Origin of the sequence: Synechococcus sp. OH30 (genome assembly GCF_047462175.1) — a bacterium.
GTDB lineage: Bacteria > Cyanobacteriota > Cyanobacteriia > Thermostichales > Thermostichaceae > Thermostichus.
The window spans coordinates 1-21,517 of record NZ_JANSIP010000013.1 but is presented as its reverse complement, the minus strand read 5'-3'; the positions used below and the strand labels follow the sequence as shown (position 1 = coordinate 21,517).

Below are 21,517 nucleotides of genomic sequence, written 5' to 3'. Positions count from 1 at the left end.
GATCCCTGCCAGTTGTTCCCTTCCCAAGAGGCAGCCTGCTAAGGTGTTTGCTATAGCTACGACTCCTAGGAGCAGATCCCAGTCATGGTTGCCAGCGCCCAAAAGCGAGAAGTGGTTGTCAATCTCTACCGCCCCAACGCCCCTCTCATCGGCCAATGCTTGGAAACCTACTCCCTTGTCGAGGAAGGGGCACCTGGCCTAACCAAGCACATCGTGCTTGACTTGCCAGATCCTAACTTCCGCTACCTAGAGGGCCAAAGCGTTGGCATTATTCCCCCTGGCGTCGATGCCCAAGGCAAGCCCCACAAGCCCCGCCTCTACTCCATTGCCTCCACCCGCTATGGTGACGATGGCGAGGGGCGCACCGTTTCTTTGAGCGTGAAGCGGGCCGAATACGTGGATAGGGAGACAGGCCAGCCGGGGGTGGGAGTCTGCTCCGGCTTCCTCACTGATCTCAGGGCTGGGGATGAGGTGATGATCACGGGGCCGGCCGGGAAGACTTTCCTGCTGCCGGAAGATCCGAACGCCAATCTGATTCTGGTTGCCACCGGCACTGGCATTGCTCCTTTTCGGGCCTTCATCAAGCATTTGCTGGAGGAGGATCCCAACTACCAGGGCAGGATCTGGCTATTTTTTGGGGTACCCACCACTTCCAGCCTGCTTTACCGGGGCGACCTGGAAGCCTGGAAAGCCGAGCATGGGGATCGCTTCCGCGTCGATTACGCCATCAGCCGCGAACAGCAAACCCCCGACGGCAAAAAGATGTACGTGCAAAACCGCATGGCCGAGTACGGTGCCGAGCTGTGGGAGATGCTGCAACAACCCAACACCTACGTCTACATCTGTGGCCTCAAGGGGATGGAGGATGGCATCAACAGTGTCATGGCGGCCGTGGCTGAACAAGCCGGCCAGGACTGGAACAAGTTTCAGAGGGAGCTGAAGAAAGCCAGCCGCTGGAATGAGGAAACCTACTGAGGGGATCCCGCCTGTTCTCCTAGAAACCCCCAGGATCCCTGAAGCGGCCAAAGCATGCCAAAATGCTGATGTCTAGACTCCCCAAAGGCAAGAACTGTTTTCCAGGAGTCCTAAACCGTGGAGGCGCGCTACAATCCCCAGGCCATTGAAAGGAAATGGCAGGCCCACTGGCGGTCCATTGGGTTGGATCGCACGCCGGAGCTGACGGCGGAAAGCCGCAAGTTCTACGCCCTGTCGATGTTTCCCTACCCCAGCGGCAGCCTGCACATGGGGCATGTGCGCAACTACACCATCACGGATGTCATTGCCCGCCACAAGCGCATGCAGGGGTACGCAGTGCTGCACCCCATGGGGTGGGATGCCTTTGGCTTGCCGGCGGAGAATGCGGCCATTGACCACGGGATCCCGCCAGCCAAGTGGACCTACCAGAACATTGCCCAGATGCGGGATCAACTGCAGCGGCTGGGGCTTTCCTACGACTGGGAGCGGGAGATCACCACCTGCGCCCCCGACTACTACAAGTGGACCCAGTGGCTGTTTCTGCAGTTTTTCAAAGCGGGCCTGGCCTACCAGAAGGAAGCGCCTGTGAACTGGGATCCGGTGGATCAGACCGTCTTGGCCAACGAGCAAGTGGACGCCGAGGGGCGCTCCTGGAGATCCGGGGCCCTGGTGGAGAAACGCCTGCTCAAGCAGTGGTTTCTCAAGATCACGGCCTACGCCGACCAACTGCTGGCCGACCTGGAGAAGCTCTCCGGCTGGCCGGAGCGGGTGCGCACCATGCAGGAGAACTGGATTGGCCGGTCGGTGGGGGCTAGGGTCGTCTTCAAAACCGAAACAGGGGAGGAGCTGCCGGTCTTTACCACGCGGCCTGACACCCTTTGGGGAGCCACCTTCATGGTGCTGGCGCCGGAGCATCCCTTGGTGGAGAAGCTCACTACCCCTGAGCAACAGGCTGCCGTCAAGGCCTACCAGGCCGAGGCTGCTGCCCGCAGCGAGATGGAGCGCAGTGCCGAAGATCGGGAAAAAACGGGCGTCTGGACAGGATCCTACGCCATCAACCCCGTCAACCAAGAGCGGATCCCCATCTGGATTGCCGACTACGTGTTGATGGGCTACGGTACGGGGGCCATCATGGCCGTGCCTGCCCACGACCAGCGGGACTTCGAGTTTGCCCGCAAGTTTGGCCTACCCATCAAGCTGGTGGTGCAGCCGCCCCACGCTGAGGTGGAGAGTGCTGAAGATCTGCAGGCGGCCTGGACAGGGGAGGGGGTGTTGATGAACTCCGGCCCCTTGAACGGGATCCCGGTGGGCAAAGGCCCAGGGCAGAGTGTGGAAAGGGCCATCGCCTGGCTGGAGGAGCAGGGGCTGGGAGAACGACAGGTCAACTACCGCCTACGCGACTGGCTCATCTCGCGGCAGCGCTACTGGGGTTGCCCCATCCCCGTGATCCACTGCCCCCACTGTGGCCCTGTGCCGGTCCCAGAGGAGGATCTGCCGGTGCTGTTGCCGGAGGATGTGGAGCTGACGGGGCGAGGGGGGTCTCCCTTGGCCCAGCGGGAGGACTGGGTGAAGGTAAAATGCCCCACCTGCGGCGCCGAGGCCCGCCGCGAGACCGACACGATGGACACCTTCATCTGCTCCTCGTGGTATTTCCTGCGCTTTAGTGATCCCCGCAACGACCGCGAGATCTTCCGCAAGGATCTGGTCAACGCCTGGCTGCCGGTGGATCAATACGTGGGCGGCATCGAGCACGCCATTTTGCACCTACTTTACTCCCGCTTCTTCACCAAAGTGCTGCGGGATCTGGGGTTGGTGAATTTTGACGAGCCCTTCTCCCGCCTCCTGACGCAGGGAATGGTGCAGGGGCGTACCTACTACAACCCCAACAAGTCCGGCAAGGATCGCTGGATCCCAACGGCTCTGGTCAAGGATCCCAACGATCCCCGCGATCCCGAAACCGGCGAGCCCCTGCAAGTTATCTATGCTGCAATGTCCAAGTCTAAGGGCAACGGCGTAGATCCGGAAGAGGTCCTGGCCCACTACGGAGCCGACACGGCCCGCATGTTTATCCTCTTCAAGGCGCCGCCGGAAAAAGACTTAGAGTGGGACGACGCCGATGTGGAAGGGCAATTTCGTTTTCTCAACCGCATCTGGCGGCAGGTGTACGAGTTTGTCGTTCGCGCTAGCGGGACGGAGTCTTTGCAAGGCAAAGCCGCTGAGCTGCTGCAGGCCAAGATTGAGGTGGGATCCCTAACCAAAGCGGAAAGGGATCTGCGCCGTGCCATCCACACGGCCATCAAAGAAGTCAGTGAGGACCTGGAAGAGTACCAGTTCAACACCGCCATTGCCGAGCTGATGAAGCTGAGCAATGCCCTAGCTGAAGCTGGGATCCCTGACTCACCGGTCTACGCGGAAGGGATCCGCACCCTCATCCTGCTCTTGGCTCCCTTTGCTCCTCACATCGCTGAGGAGCTGTGGCAGGCAGTGGGCGGTACAGACTCGGTGCATCGCCAGTCATGGCCCAGCTATGACCCGAGGGCGCTGGTGGCCGACACGGTAACCATTGTGGTGCAGGTCAACGGCAAGCTGCGGGGCTCCTTTGAAGCCCCTGCCGATGTCACGCCGGAGGAGCAGGAGCGGCTGGCTTTGCAGTCGGAGGCGGCCCAAAGGTATCTGCAAGGGGCAGCGCCAAAGAAGGTCATTGTGGTGCCGAAGAAGTTGGTTAACCTAGTTGTGTGACCTACCCCCGCCCTGATGCTGACGCATACCACCAGCCTCGGTGTGGAGTTGGCGCACCTTCCTGGGGGGTGGCCTTCCGGCTTTGGAGCACGAGCACTGGACACTGCCCCACTGGCGAACTAGTTTAAAAGCAACTTCTCTTTCCAAGCTGTTGCGTGGGGGGATCCATGCTGAGATCCAGTCTTTTGTTCTCCGGGTCGGCCTTGGTAGGCCTACTGTCTTGGCTGTGTTTGAGCGGCGAATGTGGCGGGTTGGCCTCGCTGCGCAAGGGACAGGGCGCTGTCTTTGAAGCTTCCTCATCGCCATGGCAGCAGGTTCAAGATTTTGGGGATGAACCTGCTCCTCAGCCTTTGCTCCTGCGACAGGCTCAACTGCAGGCCAAGCTTCAACAGCTTGAGCAGCGCTCCCAAGCCCATCAGCAACAAGCCGAACAACTGCTGCTGGCTTCTCGGCAGGCTGGCGAGGGTTTTCACCTAGATCCTGCCTATCTGGCGCAGCTGGGCCAGGCCATCCAACAGGAGCCAGGGAACGCGCAGCTCTATCTGCGGCGGGCGCAGTACCTCTGGGAAGCCCTTGCTTTCCCTGAGCCGGAGCGGTGGTTCTGGGAGCCCCTTGCTTTCCCTGGGGCAGTGCAGGCGGCTGCCCTCAACCCCCTCATGGCTAGGGCGCTGCAGGATCTGGATATTGCCATTGCTTTGGATCCCTACCTCCCAGAGGCCTACTTGCTCAAGGCCAGGATTCAACATGAGTACTTTGGAGAGCAGGAACAGGCTTTAGCAACTCTGTCCCCCCTAGATCGCATTGCCTATCGCAACCCCCAACTCCACCTGTTGCGCTCCCGCATCTGGGCCCAACAGGGACATCAGGAATCGGCGTTCGACGTGTTGCACCTGGCCATTGAGCTGGCCAAGCAAAACCAAAACTCTGCCGATCTCTTCGATGCCTACGTTCACCGCGGCATGATGTGGGCTAGCATTTGCGACTTCAACTTGGCCGTTGAGGATTTCAGCCGAGCGATTGAGGTGCAGCCTCAAGAAGCTAGGGGCTACTACTACCGTGGCCTAGCGCGCGCCTATCAGGGAGAGGACATGGCGGCTGCCGCTGCCGATTTGGAGCGTGCTTTGAGACTGAGGCAGGAGGCAGGCACGGGATCGCCGAAGCTGCCGGAACTGCTGCAGGCTTTGGCAGCGGTGCGAGGGGAACTTTTGCCACAGCGGTAGGGAGCCTCCACTGCTCCCAGAGCTGCTTCGGGCCAGGAACAGGGCGGCGCCACTAGCTTTCCCGGAGTTGATAGGGAAAGGACTAGCCCGTCCTTTTCGGTAGGGAGTCTGGCTTTAACCGCTCTTGGGCAGCAAGAGGTTCGGAAAAATCCAAAGGGTTAAAGCGGTTCATCGCCGCCCCCAGCCCTTCCTGCAAGCAACACTCCACTGCTTCCACCGCCGCCTTTAGAACCCGCTCCAGCACTGCCTGCTCGGCGGGTTCAAATCTGCCCAAAACATGCCCCACCATGTCTTGGTTGCCCTTGGGCTTGCCCACGCCCAGGCGTAGCCGGGGGAAGGCTTCGCTGCCCAAATGCTGAATAACGGACTTCATGCCGTTATGTCCGCCAGCAGAACCAGATCCCCGTAGCCGCAGGCGGCCTAGGGGCAGATCTGTATCGTCGTACACCACCAGCACCGAGCTGGGAGCCAGCTTGTACCAATCCAGGACCGCCCGCACCGCCTCGCCCGAGCGATTCATGTAGGTCTCCGGTTTGAGCAGGCGCCGCTTGCCCCCCAGGGCAAGCCCTTCTCCGTAGGAGCCCTGGAAGCGCTTTTCCAAAACCAACGGGATCCCCCAGCGCTCCGCTAGCCGATCCACCACCATAAAGCCGCAGTTGTGCCGGGTGTTGGCATACTGCGGGCCAGGGTTGCCCAAGCCGACAATGAGCTGGATGGTAACCTCCTCTGGCGGCTGGCTCTTGATCTGGGTCACTGCATCGTCTTTTGCCTCCACAGGTAAAGTAGGGTAGCAGAGTTACTCTGGATAGGCGAGCCCCAGCCTCCCCCCTCGGGGCGGCGGTGGGAACGCCCGTAGCCCAGTAGAGGATAAGCCATGTCCCTCAGGCCTGCCCCCTTCGAGCTCTCCCTTGGCGAAGCTAAATTCGAGCCTGCTGCTGCCTTGCGCCTGAGTCAGCGGCTGATCCAGGTGGGGATTGCCCTTTCCTCAGAAACGGATTTAAAGCGGCTGCTGGAGCTGATTGTTGCCCAGGCGCGCGAGCTAACCTGCTGCGATGGGGCCAGCCTGTTCCTCCGCGAAGGAGATGAGCTGCGCTTTTTCGTGGTCAAGCGCAACGAGGAGCTGCGGGATCTGCGCCTCCCCCTCAGCCCTTCCAGCATCGTGGGCTATGTAGTGCTTACCGGGGAGAGCTTGAATCTGCCGGACGTTTACCAACTGCCCCCCAATCTGCCCTACGCTTTTAATCCCCAGGTGGATCGGCAGACTGGCTACCGCACCCGCTCCCTGCTCACGGTGCCGCTGCGGGATCCCTCAGGAAACATCCTCGGAGCCTTGCAACTCTTAAACCGCCTCAGGCCGGATCGTCCTGCTGAGCTAGCGCCCAACCAAGTGGCCGAATGGAGTCAGCCGTTTTCTGAGCTGGAAGTCCAGGTGGCCGAAGCCCTAGCTTCCCAGGCAGCTGTTGCTTATCAAAATGTGCGCTTGCGGGAAGAGCTAAAATCGGCTCACCTGGAAACGATTTTTTGTCTAGCTCAGGCCGCTGAGTATCGGGATCAGGACACGGCTTTCCACCTAAAGCGCATGAGCCACTACTCCCGCATCATTGCCCAAGAGTTGGGCCTCTGCAGCCATGAACAGGAGCTGATTTTCTACGCCAGCCCTCTGCACGATGTGGGCAAAATCGGGATCCCGGATGCCATCTTGCAAAAGCCAGGTCCCCTCACCCCCGAAGAGCGACAGATCATGAACCGCCACCCTGAGATTGGCTATGAGATCCTCAGCAAATCCGACTCAGAGCTAATGCAAAAAAGCGCCCTCATCGCCCTCACCCACCACGAGAAGTTTGATGGCAGTGGCTACCCGCGAGGCCTCAAGGGAGAAGAGATCCCGCTGGAAGGACGGATCGTGGCTTTGGCCGACGTGTTCGACGCCCTGGCCAGCCGCCGCCCCTACAAAGAAGCCTGGGATCTGGACGAGATCTTTCGCTTTGTGGAAAACCACAGCGGCAGCCACTTCGATCCGCAAGTGGTGGCAGCTTTTAACCGCGGGCGCAGGGAAATCCTGGAGATCTACCACCGCTATCAAGAGCCTCGCTAAGCCCAGCTTCCCCTAGTCCTTGGTTTTATCCCCAAGGAAAGCTGGTCATGCAACACCTCGGGTGGCTAGGCAAAGTAGGGCTCAGTACGGCAGCAAACCAATCTGAGGGCTGGCCAGGCAGGCCTCTAGGGAGTAACCGCTATTGCTGGGAGTGCTCTAGACAGCGCTGCAGTTGGTGCTGCCAGTGGCCCTCGGTTTGTTGCCATAGACGAAAGCTTGAGCAATGGCCGCTTCCAACAGGGGTAACCTCCACCTAAGCTCCTTCCAGAACAGGGGAAGGATTCCCCAGGCTAGGTGTGCAGGCCGCACTCGGTCTTGGCCATGCCCTTCCAGCGACCCGAGCGGGGATCCTCCCCCGGCTCCACTGGGGCTGTGCAGGGTAGGCAGCCGATGCTGGGATAGTTGCGGTCGTGGAGGGGGTTGTAGGGGATCCCGTGGTCGAGGATGTATTTCCACACCTGACCGCTTGTCCAGTCGGCAAGGGGGTTGAGCTTGAGACGGTTGCGTTTGCCATCCCACTGCACCTTGCCAATGTTGGCGCGGGTGGGGGCTTGTTCCCGACGCATCCCCGTAATCCAGGTGGTGCAGTTGGCTAGGGCGCGATTCAGGGGTTCCACCTTGCGGAGGTTGCAGCAGAGGTCAGGGTTGGTGCGGTACAGCTCTGGCCCGTATTGCGCCGCCTGCTCTTCCGGCGTCAGCAGAGGCTTAAAAACCTCCAGTTGCAAATGGGGATAGCGGGCCAGCACTTGTTGTTGCAGTTGTAGGGTTTCCGGGAAGTGAAAATCGGTATCCAAGAAAAAGGCACGCACCTGCGGGCGAATGGCCGTGAGCAGATCAATCAACACCAGGTCTTCCGGGCCAAAGCTGCAGGCCAGCACTAGCCCATCCCCGAACTCAGACACCGCCCAGGCCAGCAGGTCACTTGCAGAAAGGGGCTCAAAGTGCTCGCTCAGGGCAGCTACCTGGGACTGATACCGCCTTTGTACCTCCTGGGCTGCCCATTCCCAGGGGGTAGAGGAAGAAAGGGTTGTACTCATAGGGGGAAACGCCGAATCCACCTGCTTTGCCTTCTTAATCTACACTAATTCGGTCGAGCTTTAGGATTTTTATTGGGCAGCAGCGGCTGGCAGGGTAGATCGGGCTCCTCCAGCGCGCAGAGGGATCTGTCCCCAGCGATCCCGACGTGTCCCCATTACCAAGCCATGCCAGAGCGGCCTGGGTCCTGGGTCCAGGGGGTAAACCCAGTGGTAGCGTAGGATCCCTCGCCGGGGGTTGAGATCCACCTCGAACAGCCGCAGGGCCGAGACTGGCCCCACCAGAGGAGGTGCTGTCAGATAGGGGATCCCGTCTCGCACCTGGACCTTTGGCACATGCAGATGTCCACTCAACACCGCCACCACCCGCCCGTGACTCGCTAAGAGAGCATGGAGGGCGGCAGCTGGCTCCCTGTGAAGCCGGTAGTTGCGGAATACAACCGCATCCACTTGTGTAGGGGCAATAAAAGGTGGTTGGTGGATGAGCAGGATCAGCCATTCCTCTGAAACTGCTTGCAGATGTTCGCCCAGCCAGCGCAGTTGGGAGGGGCGCAGCACCCCCTGGGGCAAGGGAAAAGGCCCCAGGCTGGCATCGAGGGCAATTAGGCGGATCCCGGGCAGAGGGGAAAGACTGTAGTCGACATAGCCAGTGGGGGCTGGGAAGAGGGGAAATTGGCTTTGGCACCAGCGGATAAACTGCTCTCGATCAAAGCGCCCCTTTCTCCTCAGAGTGTCGACATCGTGGTTGCCAAGGCTGAGGTAGTAGGGCACCCGCAGTTGGGCAAGAATCTCCCGAAACAACTCAAAGCTTTCTGGGTCGGCCTGGTCCACCAGATCGCCGGTGAACACGACAAAGTCCAGCTCAGGCACCTGGTTAAGGTGGGCAACGGCAGCTTCCAACTGGCGGCGAGGGGAATCGGACATCCACCACCAGCGGCACCCCGTCTCCGGCATTAGGTGGACATCTGAGACTTGGGCAAAGCAAATCCTTTGGGTCGCCATCACCTAGGCACTTATTCACACCTCACGCCCGCATCATAGTCAATAACTAGCTGGAGGGCTATGGGCTTCTCTTAACCTCTGCTGCGATGACCTCACCCCCAGCCCCTCTCCCAGCAGGGGAGTTGGGGTTGCTTTGATTTGGAATCGCCACAAATTGAGTCTGATTCTTGTTCCGGCGCCGCTGCCGAGCAACTGCTAAGGTATAGCGACACGGATCTTCGACAAGAGGATCCCTCAGTTCAAGCAAGGAGAAAAAATCATGTCTGCTACCACCCTTGTTCGTTGCGCCTGTGACCATTGCAACTGCAGCTTCGAAAGCAGCCAAGGCTATCGCTACGAAGGCCAACTCTACTGCAGCAAAGCCTGTGCCACCCATGACCACGCCCACCCCTCCCCTTGCTGCGTGGCCTCTCACTGCTGTCAATAGCAGGTTGGCAGGGATCGCTCACCCCGGCTTTTGCTTTCCGGGATTCTCTCCCTGGGCAGTTTTTGATACGCTCCTAAGGAGCTTTATCCCTGTCGGCCCGGGGGCCGGCCCAACCCGTTGGCATGGAATACCGCTGGGATCTGCTGCCCACTCCACCCCAGTTTGATCCGGAGCTGAGCCGAGAATACGGCAAGTATGCAGCCAAGGTGCTGGCCTTGCGCGGGCTGCACAGCCGGGAACAGGCGCGGGCCTTTGTCGATCCTGACTGCTATTCCCCCACCCCGCCGGGATCCCTGCCGGATCTGGAGCGGGCGGTGGCGCGGCTGCTGGAAGCCAGGGAAAGAGGAGAAACCCTCTGCATTTGGGGGGACTTCGACTGCGATGGCGTCACCAGCACCAGTCTTCTGCTCTCGGCTTTACAACCCTTGGGCTTCCAAGTCCAGTTCACCCTACCGCTGCGCAGCAGCGAAGGCCATGGACTCAATTCCCAGAGGCTACAGCAGGTGCTGGCTCAGGGCTGCCAAGTGCTCCTGACGGTGGATTGCGGCATAGGCAATGCTGCCGAGATTGCTTTGGCCCAAGCCCAGGGGGTGGATGTCATCGTGGCGGATCACCACACCCTGCCAGATCCCTTGCCCCCTGCCTATGCTGTCATCAATCCCTTGCGTCTGCCAGAAGACCACCCGCTGCGCTTTCTGCCAGGGGTGGGAGTGGCCTACAAGCTGGCGGAGGCCCTCTACCAAGCGCTAGGGATCCCGGGCGTAGAGGAATACCTGGATCTGGTGGCGGTGGGGATCGTAGCCGACGTGGCAGTGTTGCAGCGGGAGTGTCGCTACTTGGTCCAGCGGGGGCTACCCGTACTGGCCAAGACGCGGCGCCCAGGGCTACGGGTTCTCCTAGATTGGGTAAGCAACGGCTCCTCTCCAGGAACGCTAACAGCTCAAGACATTGCCTTTGGCCTTGCCCCCAAGCTGAACGCCATTGGCCGCTTGGAAGATGCCAGCTTGGCAGTGGAGCTGTTGACCACCTCCGATTCGCAGCGGGCCCAGGCCCTGGTGGAGCATTTCCTTGCCCTTAGCGAAGAGTGTCGGCAGCTTACCCAACAAGTGCTGCAAGAAGCCACTCAGCAGCTGGAGAGCCTAGATCTGGCCCGAGAGCGGGCCATTGTCTTGGCCGGAAGCGGTTGGAAACCGGGGGTTTTGGGAATTGCGGCGGCGCGCTTGGCGGAGCAGTACCGTTGCCCAGCAGTGTTGATTGCCAAAGACGAGAGCACAGGGCTAGGCTACGGGTCAGGCCGCTCGATTCCAGGGGTGAACCTGCTAAGGGCCATTGAGGCGGTGCGCCCCCTCCTGCAGCGGGGAGGGGGGCATCCTATGGCTGTTGGGATCCAAGTAGATCTGGCTTGCCTGGCTGCTGTACAACTGGCGTTGCGGCGAGAGCTAGCTGCGCAGGTTAGCCCAGTTCAGCAAGCTCGCGTCCTAGCAGTGGAGATCCTCCTCGACTGGGATCGGCTGGCCGCCCAGGGCCGGGATGGGGTGGCGGAGCTAGACGAAGTGTATCGACAGCTGCAGCTTCTACAGCCCTTTGGCCACGGCAATCCCAACCCTGTGGTAGCCTTGATGAACTTCCGCCCCAGTAGATCTACTCTGAGAGTCTCTCGCGATGGCCGCCATCTTAGGTTTCAACTCCAAGGCAAGGCAGGATCCCGTACCCTCTGGTTTTGGGAAGCTGGCGAAGAGCTGGAGCGTTGGCAGAAGTGCCCGGCTGTAGACATTGCCCTCTGCTTGGAAGCAGAGGAGCGGGGCAGACAACCCTGGTGGGGCAGAGTGCTGGCGGTGCGTCCTGCGGGAGAGTGGCAGGCCCCCACCGTTTCCGCCCCTCGCCTCCAGGTTGAGGACTATCGGCAATGCCCCCTACCGGATGCTCTGGAGAAAGCCCTCTACTACGATGGGCAACCCCTTCCTCTTAGGCAGCAGGTGCTCCCCTCAGCCAAAACAGCTCTTGTACTGGCCCGCTGGCCCTGGTTGCCGCAAGATCTGGCCCAGCTGCTGCAGCAGGTGCAGCCGCAGACTCTAGTACTGGCTGCTTCTGCCCACCCCTGGGAGCACCTCCCTCAGCAACTTGCCCAACTGCGGGAACTTAGCCAGGCAGAACCCTGGGATCCCGCTGCCCTGGCGGCAGCGACTGGCCTGCCCCAGCAGTGGCTAGCGGCGTTGAAGGGGCCAGAACAGATCCCCACGCAGCTACTTAGCTGGATCCGCGAATCCCAAGCCTTCCACCGCTGGCTGGATGAGGCCAGCCCAGCCCAGATTGCGCAGCTGTGTCAACGGCTGTTGCAAGCGGAGCCCAGGCCCGCGGCTTTTTCCCAGCCACCGCGGTTTCCTGGGGTGCTCGATGGGTGAAGGTAGAAGATAGACTCTTGCAAAGGAGGATCAAGCAATTTTGTCGTTGCTCAAGGCACAGCAATTAACCTGATCCAAGCACACCTTTCCCCACTGCAGCGCCCATCGCACCAACGCAACGCGGTTTGTCGTCCGCGTCTTGCTTAAGATGTTGCTGATGTGATTGTCAACAGTGCGCTTGCTGATTTCCAAGCGCTTTGCAATGTCCTGATTGGTCATGCCAGCTGCGATTAACTCAAGGACCTGCAGTTCCCGTTCCGACAGCAAGTCCGCGGAATGATAGTCTGCGCCCATTCCCAATGCCTAAGGTGCGAACTGTAAGGATTACCTAGAGTAATTCTAGGGGATCGCTTCCCGGCTGGATAGTCCTAGAGGAGGAAATCTCAGCCTTCCCCCTTGGATTGCAAAAAGCAGGGCTAGCCGTTTTCCTTATAAGCCCTCGGGGTGCTGGCGGGGCAATTCCACCTGAACCCACAGCCCACCAGTTTGCGGGTGATTGCGCAGCTGGATCGTGCCCCCATGAAGTTCAACGATCTGGCGCACAATTGCCAAGCCTAGGCCCGTGCCGCCTTTGCTGCGGGCCCGTGCCGCATCGGTGCGGTAAAAGGGTTGAAAGACCAGCTCAAATTGATCCTCCGGCAGGCCAGGGCCATGGTCGTAGACCTCCAGCCGCACCCGGGATCCCTGGTCTGAGACCATCACGTAGATGGGAGAGGCAGGCCCGCTATATTTGACGGCGTTATCCAAAAGGTTGAGGATGAGGCGATAGAGGCGCTGCTCATCCCCCCAGAGATAGAGCTGGGAAGGGCTGGTCAGATACAGTTCCTGCTGGCGGGACTTGGCCAGCGGTTCCAGACTTTGCCAAGCTTCGCGCACCAAAGTTGTGAGATCCACCCAGCGCCATTGGGAGCGGGATGCGGCCCCCAACTTGAGGGTGCTCAGTTCCAGCAAGTCTTGCACCAGCTGGCTAAGGCGCAACGTCTCATTGAGCAATCGTTCCACCCAAACTGCCTGCGCAGCATCGACTCGGCTTTGGAGGGTTTCCGCCAGCAGGCGAATCGAGGTGAGAGGAGTCTTCAGCTCGTGGGCCACATCCGAGGCCCAGCGATCCCTTTGCTGCACCAGTAGAGTTGCCTCCAAGCGGTCTTCCAAAAAGATGGCCACATGGGCCTGGGGTAAGGGCAGACCCCAAGCCCGCAGCGGAACCGGTTTGTCCTCGCCACCGGGAGGGTAGAAGATCCATTCGCGGCTCTGGATGGGCGTGTTGGCTTCCTGGCGGCGGGTGGCTTCAATGAGCTGATCCAACTCGTAGGAGCGCACCCATTCCAGCAGGAGCTTGATGCCCGGCTGCCACTGATGAATGCGCAGTAGGCGCTGGGCGGCAGGATTGCACTCTAAGACAACATTGTTCTCGTCCACCCGCAAATACCCCCAGGGCAGATGTTGGCTGAGATACTGCCAGTCCTGGAGATATCGTTTTTGGCTAGCCCACTCCAGCTCTTGGTGGCGGAGGTGGCGACTAAGTTGGCTGAGCATCTGTTCAGGCGGCTGCAGAGGCAGGGCCACGTGCAGCAGGGATCCCAACTGTTGCAATTGGCGGCTAAAGCGGCGCCGGCTCTGCCAGAGGGAAATCAGCGTAGCGAGTAGGCCAATGCTTAACCCAATGAGGATCCCGCTTTCCAGTCCCATGGGCCCCACCCCCTTTCCCCCATTGTCGCCCAGGGATGGGGGGTGAGGGCCGAACAAGCGAACGGAGAGAGAACCGGCCCTCTGGATCTTTACCCAGCAGAGTAGCTTGGTAATCCTCCCTCCTGCTAGCGCGAAAGGACTCCGTCCCGCTTCAGGATTGGTTGGTGGGAGTGTCAACCCTAGCGGCGATGCACCATTGTCGTGGTGGCCTGGTCAGTGGGTACCAGCAGGACTTCGCTGAGGTTGACGTGGGGGGGACGCGTAACGGCAAAGAGCACTACTTCAGCCACATCCATTGCTGTCAAGGGGGTGAGGCCCCGATAGACCGCTGCTGCCCGCTCCTGGTCACCGCGGAAGCGCACCTGGCTAAACTCAGTTTCCACTAAGCCAGGCTGGATCTCGGTAACGCGAATAGGGGTGCCGAGCAGGTCCAGCTTCAGCCCCTCGGAGATAGCCCGCACAGCGGCTTTGGAGGCGCAATAGACGGCGCCGCCAGGATAGGTCTGTCGACCGGCAATTGAGCCAATGTTGACCACATGGCCCCGCCCCCGTTCCACCATCCCAGGCAAGACGGCGCGGGTAACGTACAGCAAGCCCTTAAGGTTGGTATCGATCATCTCCTCCCAATCTCGCACATCCCCCCTGTGGAGTTTGTCCAAGCCGCGACTAAGGCCAGCATTGTTGATCAAGATGTCAATCTCAGCCCAAGCTGGCGGCAAAGACTGGAGCGCCTGCTGCACGGCTGTTGCATCCCGCACATCCAACGGCAATAGGTGGGAGGAAGTGCCGTAGGCCTGCTGCAACTCTGCAGCCAGCACCTGCAGCCGCTCCTGACGGCGGGCCACCAGGATTAGTTTGGCTCCAGAACGGGCAAAAAGCGTGGCACAGGCTGCACCGATACCGCTGCTGGCGCCGGTGATTAGCACAATCGCGTTTTCAAGCATAGTCAGCTTGGGATCCCTCCTGGCAGGACTGGTCCCCCTTCTCAGATTGGCCGCTAGGCTCTACTCCGTCCCACCTTGGGTCAGGCGCAGGATCCCATACCCAAGCGCCAAACCTGCCAATGTTAAGACAATGGAGATCCCAGCAATGGTCAAGATCTCGCTAGCCATGGATTTGCCTTAGAAAAGTGCCCTGTCCTTAGGATATCGGATTTTCCTCTTGGACTTTACCAGCAGTTGGGTAGCCCCTCCCAAGCGCAGGAAAGCTGCAAAGATTACGCTTTGTAAAGATCCCGGTCACTATAGACTTGCTAAGAGCGGGCTCCCTGCTTCTATAATGAGAGCAATTTACAAGTCTTTACTGGCCCAGGCTTAGTCCTGCCAAGGGCAGAAGGGCTTGTCCGCTGGCTCTGGGGTAGCTTGTGGGGATCCCTGTAGCTCCCCAAGGGTTTAGGTTTTTATACCTAGGCCGCGGTCTTGCCTCTAGGAAGCAAAGTTTGTAGCTTCATTAGCGTTCTCATCAATTTTTAAGGAGAAGATCGTCCTATGACCATAGCAGTGGGACGCGTACGCCAGGAGCGAGGATGGTTCGACATCGTCGATGACTGGCTCAAGCGCGACAGATTTGTCTTTATCGGCTGGTCGGGGCTGCTGCTGTTTCCCTGCGCCTATCTGGCCCTGGGCGGCTGGCTGACTGGCACTACTTTTGTAACCTCTTGGTACACCCACGGGTTGGCCAGCTCCTACCTGGAAGGGTGCAACTTTTTGACAGTGGCCGTTTCCACCCCAGCCGATAGCATGGGGCACAGCCTGCTCCTGCTCTGGGGCCCAGAAGCCCAGGGGAACTTTACCCGCTGGTGCCAGATTGGCGGCCTGTGGACCTTTGTGGCCTTCCATGGGGCGCTGGGCTTGGTTGGCTTCATGCTGCGGCAGTTTGAGATTGCCCGTCTGGTAGGGGTGCGGCCCTACAACGCCATTGCCTTCAGCGCACCAATTGCCGTATTTGTGAGCGTGTTCCTGATTTACCCCCTGGGGCAGAGCAGCTGGTTTTTTGCCCCCAGCTTTGGGGTGGCCGGGATCTTCCGCTTCTTGCTGTTCTTCCAAGGGTTCCACAACTGGACGCTAAACCCCTTCCACATGATGGGGGTAGCCGGCGTTTTGGGTGGAGCGCTGTTGTGTGCCATCCATGGGGCCACGGTAGAGAATACCCTCTACAAGGATGGGGAAGCAGCAAGCACGTTTCGTGCATTTGAGCCGACGCAAGCGGAAGAAACCTACTCTATGGTGACGGCTAACCGCTACTGGAGCCAGATTTTTGGGATTGCCTTTTCCAACAAGCGGTGGCTGCACTTTTTCATGTTGTTTGTACCGGTAACTGGTCTGTGGATGTCGAGCATTGGAGTAGTGGGGTTGGCGCTGAACCTGCGCGCCTATGAGTTCATTAGTCAGGAAACGCGGGCGGCAGAAGACCCCGAGTTTGAGACGTTCTACACCAAGAACATTTTGCTCAACGAGGGGATTCGCGCCTGGATGGCGCCGCAGGATCAGCCGCATGAGCACTTTGAGTTCCCCGAGGAAGTCCTCCCCCGCGGCAATGCTCTCTAAATCCACCCAGTTTGCTTGACTTGAGCTGCAAACGTTCTAGGGACTAAGCACCTGCCCGCGGGATCCTCCCAGTGGGCAGGGATCCCAGCAGCAGGTGCTTATCCTAGTTTTGTTCTGGTCCTGATTATTGGAGGTTGGTCTCTGTGACCTCGACAACACTTGGTTCAGTGGTGGTGCAAGATCGCACCCAAGGCGGGTTTGCCTGGTGGGCTGGGAATGCCCGCTTAATCAATCTCTCCGGTCGGCTTTTGGGCGCTCACGTAGCCCATGCTGGCTTGATGGTCTTCTGGGCGGGAGCGATGCTGCTCTTTGAGGTGGCTCACTTCACGCCGGATCGGCCCATGTATGAACAGGGCCTGATCCTGATGCCTCACGTGGCTACTTTGGGCTGGGGAGTTGGCCCAGGCGGCGAAGTGGTGGACACCTACCCCTACTTTGTCATTGGTGTACTGCACCTCATCTCCAGTGCTGTGCTAGGGTTTGGGGGTGTTTATCACGCCATTCGCGGCCCAGAAACCCTGGAGCAGTCTTTCCCCTTCTTTGGCTACGACTGGAAAGATAAGAACAAGATGACCACCATCCTGGGAATCCACCTCATCCTCTTGGGGTTGGGGGCTTTCCTGTTGGTGGCTAAGGCTATGTGGTTTGGCGGTGTCTATGACACCTGGGCTCCTGGCGGTGGGGATGTGCGGGTAATTACCAACCCCACCCTCAACCCGGCAGTAATCTTCGGCTATCTGTTCAAGTCTCCCTTTGGTGGGGAAGGCTGGATCATCAGTGTGGACAACATGGAGGATGTGATTGGTGGCCACATCTACATCGGCATCATCTGCATTGCCGGTGGCATCTGGCACATCCTCACCAAGCCCTTTGGCTGGGCCCGCCGTGCCTTCATCTGGTCGGGAGAGGCCTATCTCTCCTACAGCTTGGCGGCAGTCTCGCTGATGAGCTTCATTGCCACCTGCTACATCTGGTTCAACAACACCGTCTACCCCAGTGAGTTCTACGGACCCACGGGACCAGAAGCTTCGCAGGCGCAAGCGCTTACCTTTATCGTGCGCGACCAGCGCCTGGGGGCAAACATTGGCCAAGCTCAAGGTCCCACCGGTCTGGGTAAATACCTAATGCGCTCTCCCACGGGCGAGATCATCTTTGGGGGTGAGACGATGCGCTTCTGGGATGTGCGGGCTCCCTGGAAAGAGCCGCTGCTGGGCCCCAATGGCTTGGACTTGGATAAGTTGAAGAACGACATCCAACCCTGGCAAGCTCGCCGTGCGGTGGAGTACATGACCCACGCGCCACTGGGATCCCTGAACTCGGTGGGGGGTGTGGCGACCGAGATCAACACGGTGAACTTCACCAGCCCCCGCACTTGGTTGGCGGCCCACAACTTCATCTTGGGCTTCCTGTTCTTTGTCGGCCACCTGTGGCATGCCGGTCGTGCCCGTGCTGCCGCCGCTGGCTTTGAGAAAGGGATTAGCCGTGAGGACGAGCCGGTTTACCGGATGAAGCCAATCCGGTGAGGGCATCCGTCTGCTTGGAATAGACCTTTGGCCCCCTCTAGGGGGCCTTTTTGTGGGATCCTCCCCACCAGGATTGGCAAGAACGGAGGGGAGGGTAGAAACTGGGGAAGCCAAGTCCTTAGGAAAGATGCACAAAGTCCCGGTTACCGTCATCACTGGCTTTCTGGGATCTGGCAAGACCACTGTCATCCGTCACCTCCTCCTCAACAGTGGCGGTCGCCGTCTCGCGGTGTTGGTCAATGAGTTTGGCGAAGTGGGCATCGATGGCGAACTGCTGCGGGACTGCCAACTCTGCGCGGGAGAGGGTTCCATCCCGATTTTGGAGCTGGCCAACGGCTGCCTCTGCTGCACAGTGCAGGAGGAATTTTTGCCTGCCATGGAGACCCTGCTGCAACGGCGGGCGGAGCTGGACGGCATTCTCATTGAAACTTCAGGATTGGCCTTGCCCAAGCCTCTGGTGCAGGCTTTCCGCTGGCCCACCCTACGCACTGGCGCCACGGTGGATGCGGTGATTGCGGTGGTGGACGGCCAGGCCCTGGCCTCTGGACAACTGGTGGGGGATCTGGCGGCGCTGGAGGCGCAGCGGCAGGCCGATGCGAGCCTGGATCACGAGACGCCCATTGAGGAGCTGTTTGCGGATCAGTTGAGCTGCGCCGATTTGGTGCTGCTGAGCAAGGTGGATCAGATCACGCCGGAGGAGCAAGAGCGGGTGGAAAGCTGGCTGCGGCAACAATTACGCCCTGAGGTTCGAGTCCTCCCCTGTGAGCGGGGCCAGGTGGCCCCAGAAGTGCTCTTGGGCTTCAACGCAGCCGTGGAAGACCAACTTGAGAGCCGCCCCAGCCACCACGACCAGGAAGAAGACCACGAGCACGAGGCCTTCGAGTCTTTTTACCTGAGCCTGGAGGGGAGCTATGAGCCGGGATCCCTAGTTGCCCAACTGCGTCAACTGGCTCAAGAGGAATGCCTCTACCGGGTGAAGGGGTTTGTGGCCGTGCCCCACAAGCCAATGCGGCTGGTGCTGCAGGGAGTGGGAGGGCGATTGGAAACCTACTACGACCGGCCCTGGCGTCCGCAAGAGCCGCGGTTGACCCGCCTAGTGTTCATCGGGCAGAGGCTTAACCGGGAGCGCATTGCCGCTCAGCTGCAAGCCTTGGCTATTGGAGAAGTGGCCGCCCCTCCTAGCTAATCCCTTTTGAAGTTCGGTGAACCCCACCCCCTCTGGGAGAGGGAAAAAGCGGCCTAGAGGTAAGCATCCAGAAGAGAGGCTACAGTGGGGAAGTGGCAGGGCAAGCCCAGGGCTGCTGGCGAAAGGGCCGGATAGACAAAGTGGCGCTGGCGCAGACAGTACTCGTCCCACGCCGAAAGTCGCACCCCAAACAGAAAAGCCAAGCTGCGGAGGAGGCTGAGGGGCAAGGGCAGGCGGAAGTAGATCCGCTTTCTGAAATAGGCGCACACCTGTTCCACGCACTCATCCACAGACAGAGGGGGGTTGCCCAACACCCAATCGCCGCCACCGGGCGGATGGGCTACCCAGTAGGCCACCATCTCTGCCACATCGGCAGCGTGGATGAAGTGGAAGCTGGCGTCTATCCGCAAAAAGCGGATGAGATCTAGCCAGCGGAGCACATCCTTAAGGCCAGCGGTGATGTGGGAATAGGGGTGGTGGGGACTGCCGCCAAACAGTAGGGTGGGGTAGAGCGTCAGCAGCCGATCCGGCCAGAAGCAGCTTTCCCGCCGCCGCAGCAGCATCACATACTTGCTGCGGATGTAATCCGTGCCCACCTGGCCAGCAATGGTCAAGGGTTGTAACGCCTGATCCAAAAGGCTGGCGGTGGAAAAGTAGATCACCTGCTGGCAGCGCCGGGGATCCAACAACTGAAAGAGCTCCAGAGTGTGGGTAACGTTCACCGCCCAGGCTAGGGTGGGATCCCCCCAAGCCGCCGCCATGTGGATCAGCCCATCCATCTGTTGCAGCAGAGCGGCGTGCTCGCGGATGTGCAGCAGATCGCCGGGCACCAGGGTGATGGGGGCGGGCAGCCGTTCCAAGTTCAGCCGCAGGCGGCTGGGATTGCGGATAAGAAGGTAGAGGTGGTAGGCGGGCTGCTCTGGAAACTCGGGATCCCTTTCCTGGGCCAGGCGCTCCAACACATAGTGCCCTAGACAGCCGCTAGCGCCGGTAAGAAACAGGTTTCGCAAGAGGTCTTCCCAACGGCAACTCATCGAAAAAGCTTTTGACTAGTCTACCGCCTTGGCTTGCGCCTGCCGGAGCGGCCTAACCCCCAATTCCCCTGCTGCACCCTGTTCCAAGCCGGGTAGCAGGCTGGAAATCTGGGCCGAAGAATGGCAGCATAGTTCGACAGGAATTCCACTCCGTTGAGATTTGAACCCCGCTCAACCCGACTTCTGTCTGTGGCCGTAACCTCCTCTTCCCCTAGCAGGCGCGCTTTCAGTCTGTGGCCACCGCTGGCCTTGGTCTTGCAGCGGCTGGCCCAAGCGGTGCCGGTGCTACTGCTGATCACGGTGCTTAGCTTTTTGCTCTTGCAACTGGCTCCCGGTGATTTTTTGGATCCCTTGCGGGCGGATCCCAGTGTCAGCCAAGAGTTTATTGCCCAGGAAGAGGCACGGCTGGGCCTGGATAAGCCCTTGATTTGGCAGTATTTGACCTGGCTGGGCAATCTGCTGCAGGGGGATTTTGGCGTCAGCTACACCTATCGCGTGCCGGTGGCGCAGCTTATTCTCTCCCGTGCCGGCGCCACCTTGCTGTTGGCAGTGTGCTCTGTTTTGCTAACTTGGCTAATTGCCGTTCCTCTGGGGATCCTGGGGGCGCTGCGGCAGAACACTCCTTTGGATCGGGCGTTGCAGTTGCTCAGCTACCTGGGGCAGGCCATGCCCAGCTTTGTGCTGGCCATTTTGCTGCTGATCGTGGCTCAAAACGTGGGCTGGTTGCCGGTAGGGGGAATGACCAGTGTTTATTTTGCCGAGCTCGGTTGGGGGGGGAAGCTGCTGGATCTGGGCCGCCACCTGCTCTTGCCCACGCTGGCCCTGAGCATCACCAGCTTTGCCGGGCTGCAGCGGATTACCCGCGGCAACTTCTTGGACGTGCTGCGGCAGGAATACATCCAGGCGGCGCGGGCACGGGGCATTCCTGAATGGCGGGTGATCTGGCTGCATGCATTGCGCAACGCCGTCAACCCCTTGATCACGATTTTGGGCTTTGAGTTTGCCAATCTGCTCAGCGGCTCCTTCATTGCCGAGTTTTTCTTCATTTTCTTCAATTGGCCGGGGCTGGGCAAGCTGCTCTTGGAAGCCGTCCAAAGCTTTGACATCAACGTGGTGATGGCCGGGCTTTTGCTGGGAGCGGTGATGCTGATTTTGGGCAACCTATTGGCCGATCTGCTCTTGATGTGGGTGGATCCGCGGATCCGACCTGAGTCTTTGCTATGAACTACCCCACCGCGTAGGCGGGTGGGGTTTCCTCACCCGCTTGACAGCAGAGCTTTTGTCTCTTCCTCTGCCCCAGTTGCTTCATGGATCCCGTGTACCGGGTCTCTGAAGTAGAGCTGAAGCATCCAAGACTCACGAGGCGGGTTCCCAGCCCCGGTTGCTGATGAGTAGCAACGTTGTAGAAAACCATCACCGTTCCCCTGTCCCGCGGTATCGCAAACCCACAGGCAGAACAGACATGGTAACGGTTACTTAGCTCTGCCCACTCCTTGTGAATAGCACCGCACTGCGGACAGCGCTGAGACGGCTTGAGGGTTTGCGTGAGAAGAAACAAGACCAAACCGCCCTTCTGCTCAATTTTGTAGGTCAGCATTTGGTTCAGCGTACCAAACCCCACCGACAAAATAGACTTGTTTAGTCC

The 21,517-nt window shown here is 59.7% G+C and carries 18 protein-coding genes; 9 read left to right on the top strand and 9 right to left on the bottom strand.

All coding sequences use genetic code 11. The features are described from left to right. Positions 1 to 84 precede the first annotated feature (84 nt). From NW830_RS11095 to NW830_RS11085, 3 genes are all read left to right on the top strand, one after another. Entirely contained in the window at positions 85 to 975 is an 891-nt protein-coding gene (locus NW830_RS11095) for a ferredoxin--NADP(+) reductase (RefSeq protein WP_414362941.1), read from the top strand. A gap of 117 nt (positions 976 to 1,092) precedes the next feature. After that, positions 1,093 to 3,714, top strand: a complete 2,622-nt coding sequence (leuS, locus tag NW830_RS11090) for a leucine--tRNA ligase (protein WP_414362939.1) — start codon at positions 1,093 to 1,095, stop codon at positions 3,712 to 3,714. A 167-nt stretch (positions 3,715 to 3,881) separates the two neighbouring features. Next, a complete protein-coding gene (locus tag NW830_RS11085) occupies positions 3,882 to 4,934 on the top strand; it encodes a hypothetical protein (RefSeq protein ID WP_414362938.1) in 1,053 nt (350 codons plus the stop codon). 82 nt (positions 4,935 to 5,016) lie between these two features. Here the strand turns inward: NW830_RS11085 and pth are convergent, their stop codons facing one another. Next, entirely contained in the window at positions 5,017 to 5,688 is a 672-nt protein-coding gene (gene pth, locus NW830_RS11080) for an aminoacyl-tRNA hydrolase (protein ID WP_414362936.1), read from the bottom strand. Positions 5,689 to 5,808: 120 nt separating this feature from the next. Between pth and NW830_RS11075 the strand changes: the two genes are divergently transcribed. Next, positions 5,809 to 7,029, top strand: coding sequence for an HD domain-containing phosphohydrolase (locus NW830_RS11075; RefSeq protein ID WP_414362935.1), 1,221 nt, complete (start codon positions 5,809 to 5,811; stop codon positions 7,027 to 7,029). Between the two features lie 290 nt (positions 7,030 to 7,319). Here NW830_RS11075 and NW830_RS11070 read toward each other — a convergent pair whose 3' ends face one another. Both NW830_RS11070 and NW830_RS11065 read right to left on the bottom strand, forming a co-directional pair. Continuing rightward, on the bottom strand, positions 7,320 to 8,066 hold the full coding sequence (locus NW830_RS11070; protein ID WP_414362933.1) for a phosphoadenylyl-sulfate reductase: 747 nt from the start codon (positions 8,064 to 8,066) through the stop codon (positions 7,320 to 7,322). A 69-nt stretch (positions 8,067 to 8,135) separates the two neighbouring features. Further along, positions 8,136 to 9,065, bottom strand: coding sequence for a metallophosphoesterase family protein (locus tag NW830_RS11065; protein WP_414404278.1), 930 nt, complete (start codon positions 9,063 to 9,065; stop codon positions 8,136 to 8,138). Between the two features lie 549 nt (positions 9,066 to 9,614). Here NW830_RS11065 and recJ point away from each other — a divergent pair. After that, entirely contained in the window at positions 9,615 to 11,894 is a 2,280-nt protein-coding gene (recJ, locus tag NW830_RS11060) for a single-stranded-DNA-specific exonuclease RecJ (protein ID WP_414362928.1), read from the top strand. Between the two features lie 30 nt (positions 11,895 to 11,924). Here the strand turns inward: recJ and NW830_RS11055 are convergent, their stop codons facing one another. From NW830_RS11055 to NW830_RS11040, 4 genes are all read right to left on the bottom strand, one after another. After that, positions 11,925 to 12,188 carry a helix-turn-helix domain-containing protein gene (locus NW830_RS11055; RefSeq protein WP_414362925.1) on the bottom strand — a complete coding sequence of 88 codons (264 nt, stop codon included), beginning with the start codon at positions 12,186 to 12,188 and terminating at the stop codon, positions 11,925 to 11,927. Positions 12,189 to 12,323: 135 nt separating this feature from the next. Further along, positions 12,324 to 13,583, bottom strand: a complete 1,260-nt coding sequence (locus NW830_RS11050) for a sensor histidine kinase (RefSeq protein WP_414362923.1) — start codon at positions 13,581 to 13,583, stop codon at positions 12,324 to 12,326. 179 nt (positions 13,584 to 13,762) lie between these two features. Then, positions 13,763 to 14,527 carry an SDR family oxidoreductase gene (locus NW830_RS11045; RefSeq protein WP_414362922.1) on the bottom strand — a complete coding sequence of 255 codons (765 nt, stop codon included), beginning with the start codon at positions 14,525 to 14,527 and terminating at the stop codon, positions 13,763 to 13,765. A 60-nt stretch (positions 14,528 to 14,587) separates the two neighbouring features. After that, positions 14,588 to 14,695, bottom strand: coding sequence for a PetM family cytochrome b6-f complex subunit 7 (locus tag NW830_RS11040; RefSeq protein ID WP_414362920.1), 108 nt, complete (start codon positions 14,693 to 14,695; stop codon positions 14,588 to 14,590). A 375-nt stretch (positions 14,696 to 15,070) separates the two neighbouring features. Here NW830_RS11040 and psbD point away from each other — a divergent pair, with 375 nt between their 5' ends. The 3 genes from psbD (at position 15,071) to cobW (ending at position 18,838) form a co-directional block, all read left to right on the top strand. Beyond that, a complete protein-coding gene (gene psbD, locus NW830_RS11035; RefSeq protein WP_414362918.1) occupies positions 15,071 to 16,129 on the top strand; it encodes a photosystem II D2 protein (photosystem q(a) protein) in 1,059 nt (352 codons plus the stop codon). 143 nt (positions 16,130 to 16,272) lie between these two features. Further along, on the top strand, positions 16,273 to 17,652 hold the full coding sequence (psbC, locus tag NW830_RS11030; protein WP_414362916.1) for a photosystem II reaction center protein CP43: 1,380 nt from the start codon (positions 16,273 to 16,275) through the stop codon (positions 17,650 to 17,652). A gap of 127 nt (positions 17,653 to 17,779) precedes the next feature. Next, entirely contained in the window at positions 17,780 to 18,838 is a 1,059-nt protein-coding gene (gene cobW / locus NW830_RS11025) for a cobalamin biosynthesis protein CobW (RefSeq protein WP_414362915.1), read from the top strand. Between the two features lie 53 nt (positions 18,839 to 18,891). Here the strand turns inward: cobW and NW830_RS11020 are convergent, their stop codons facing one another. Continuing rightward, the gene (locus NW830_RS11020; protein WP_414362913.1) at positions 18,892 to 19,848 is read right to left on the bottom strand and encodes an NAD-dependent epimerase/dehydratase family protein; all 957 of its coding nucleotides are present in this window, start codon (positions 19,846 to 19,848) and stop codon (positions 18,892 to 18,894) included. 213 nt (positions 19,849 to 20,061) lie between these two features. Here NW830_RS11020 and NW830_RS11015 point away from each other — a divergent pair, with 213 nt between their 5' ends. After that, on the top strand, positions 20,062 to 21,096 hold the full coding sequence (locus NW830_RS11015) for an ABC transporter permease (protein ID WP_414362911.1): 1,035 nt from the start codon (positions 20,062 to 20,064) through the stop codon (positions 21,094 to 21,096). A 1-nt stretch (position 21,097) separates the two neighbouring features. Here NW830_RS11015 and NW830_RS11010 read toward each other — a convergent pair. Then, positions 21,098 to 21,517, bottom strand: a 420-nt coding sequence (locus NW830_RS11010) for a zinc ribbon domain-containing protein (RefSeq protein WP_414362908.1), incomplete at its 5' end; no start/stop codon positions are given.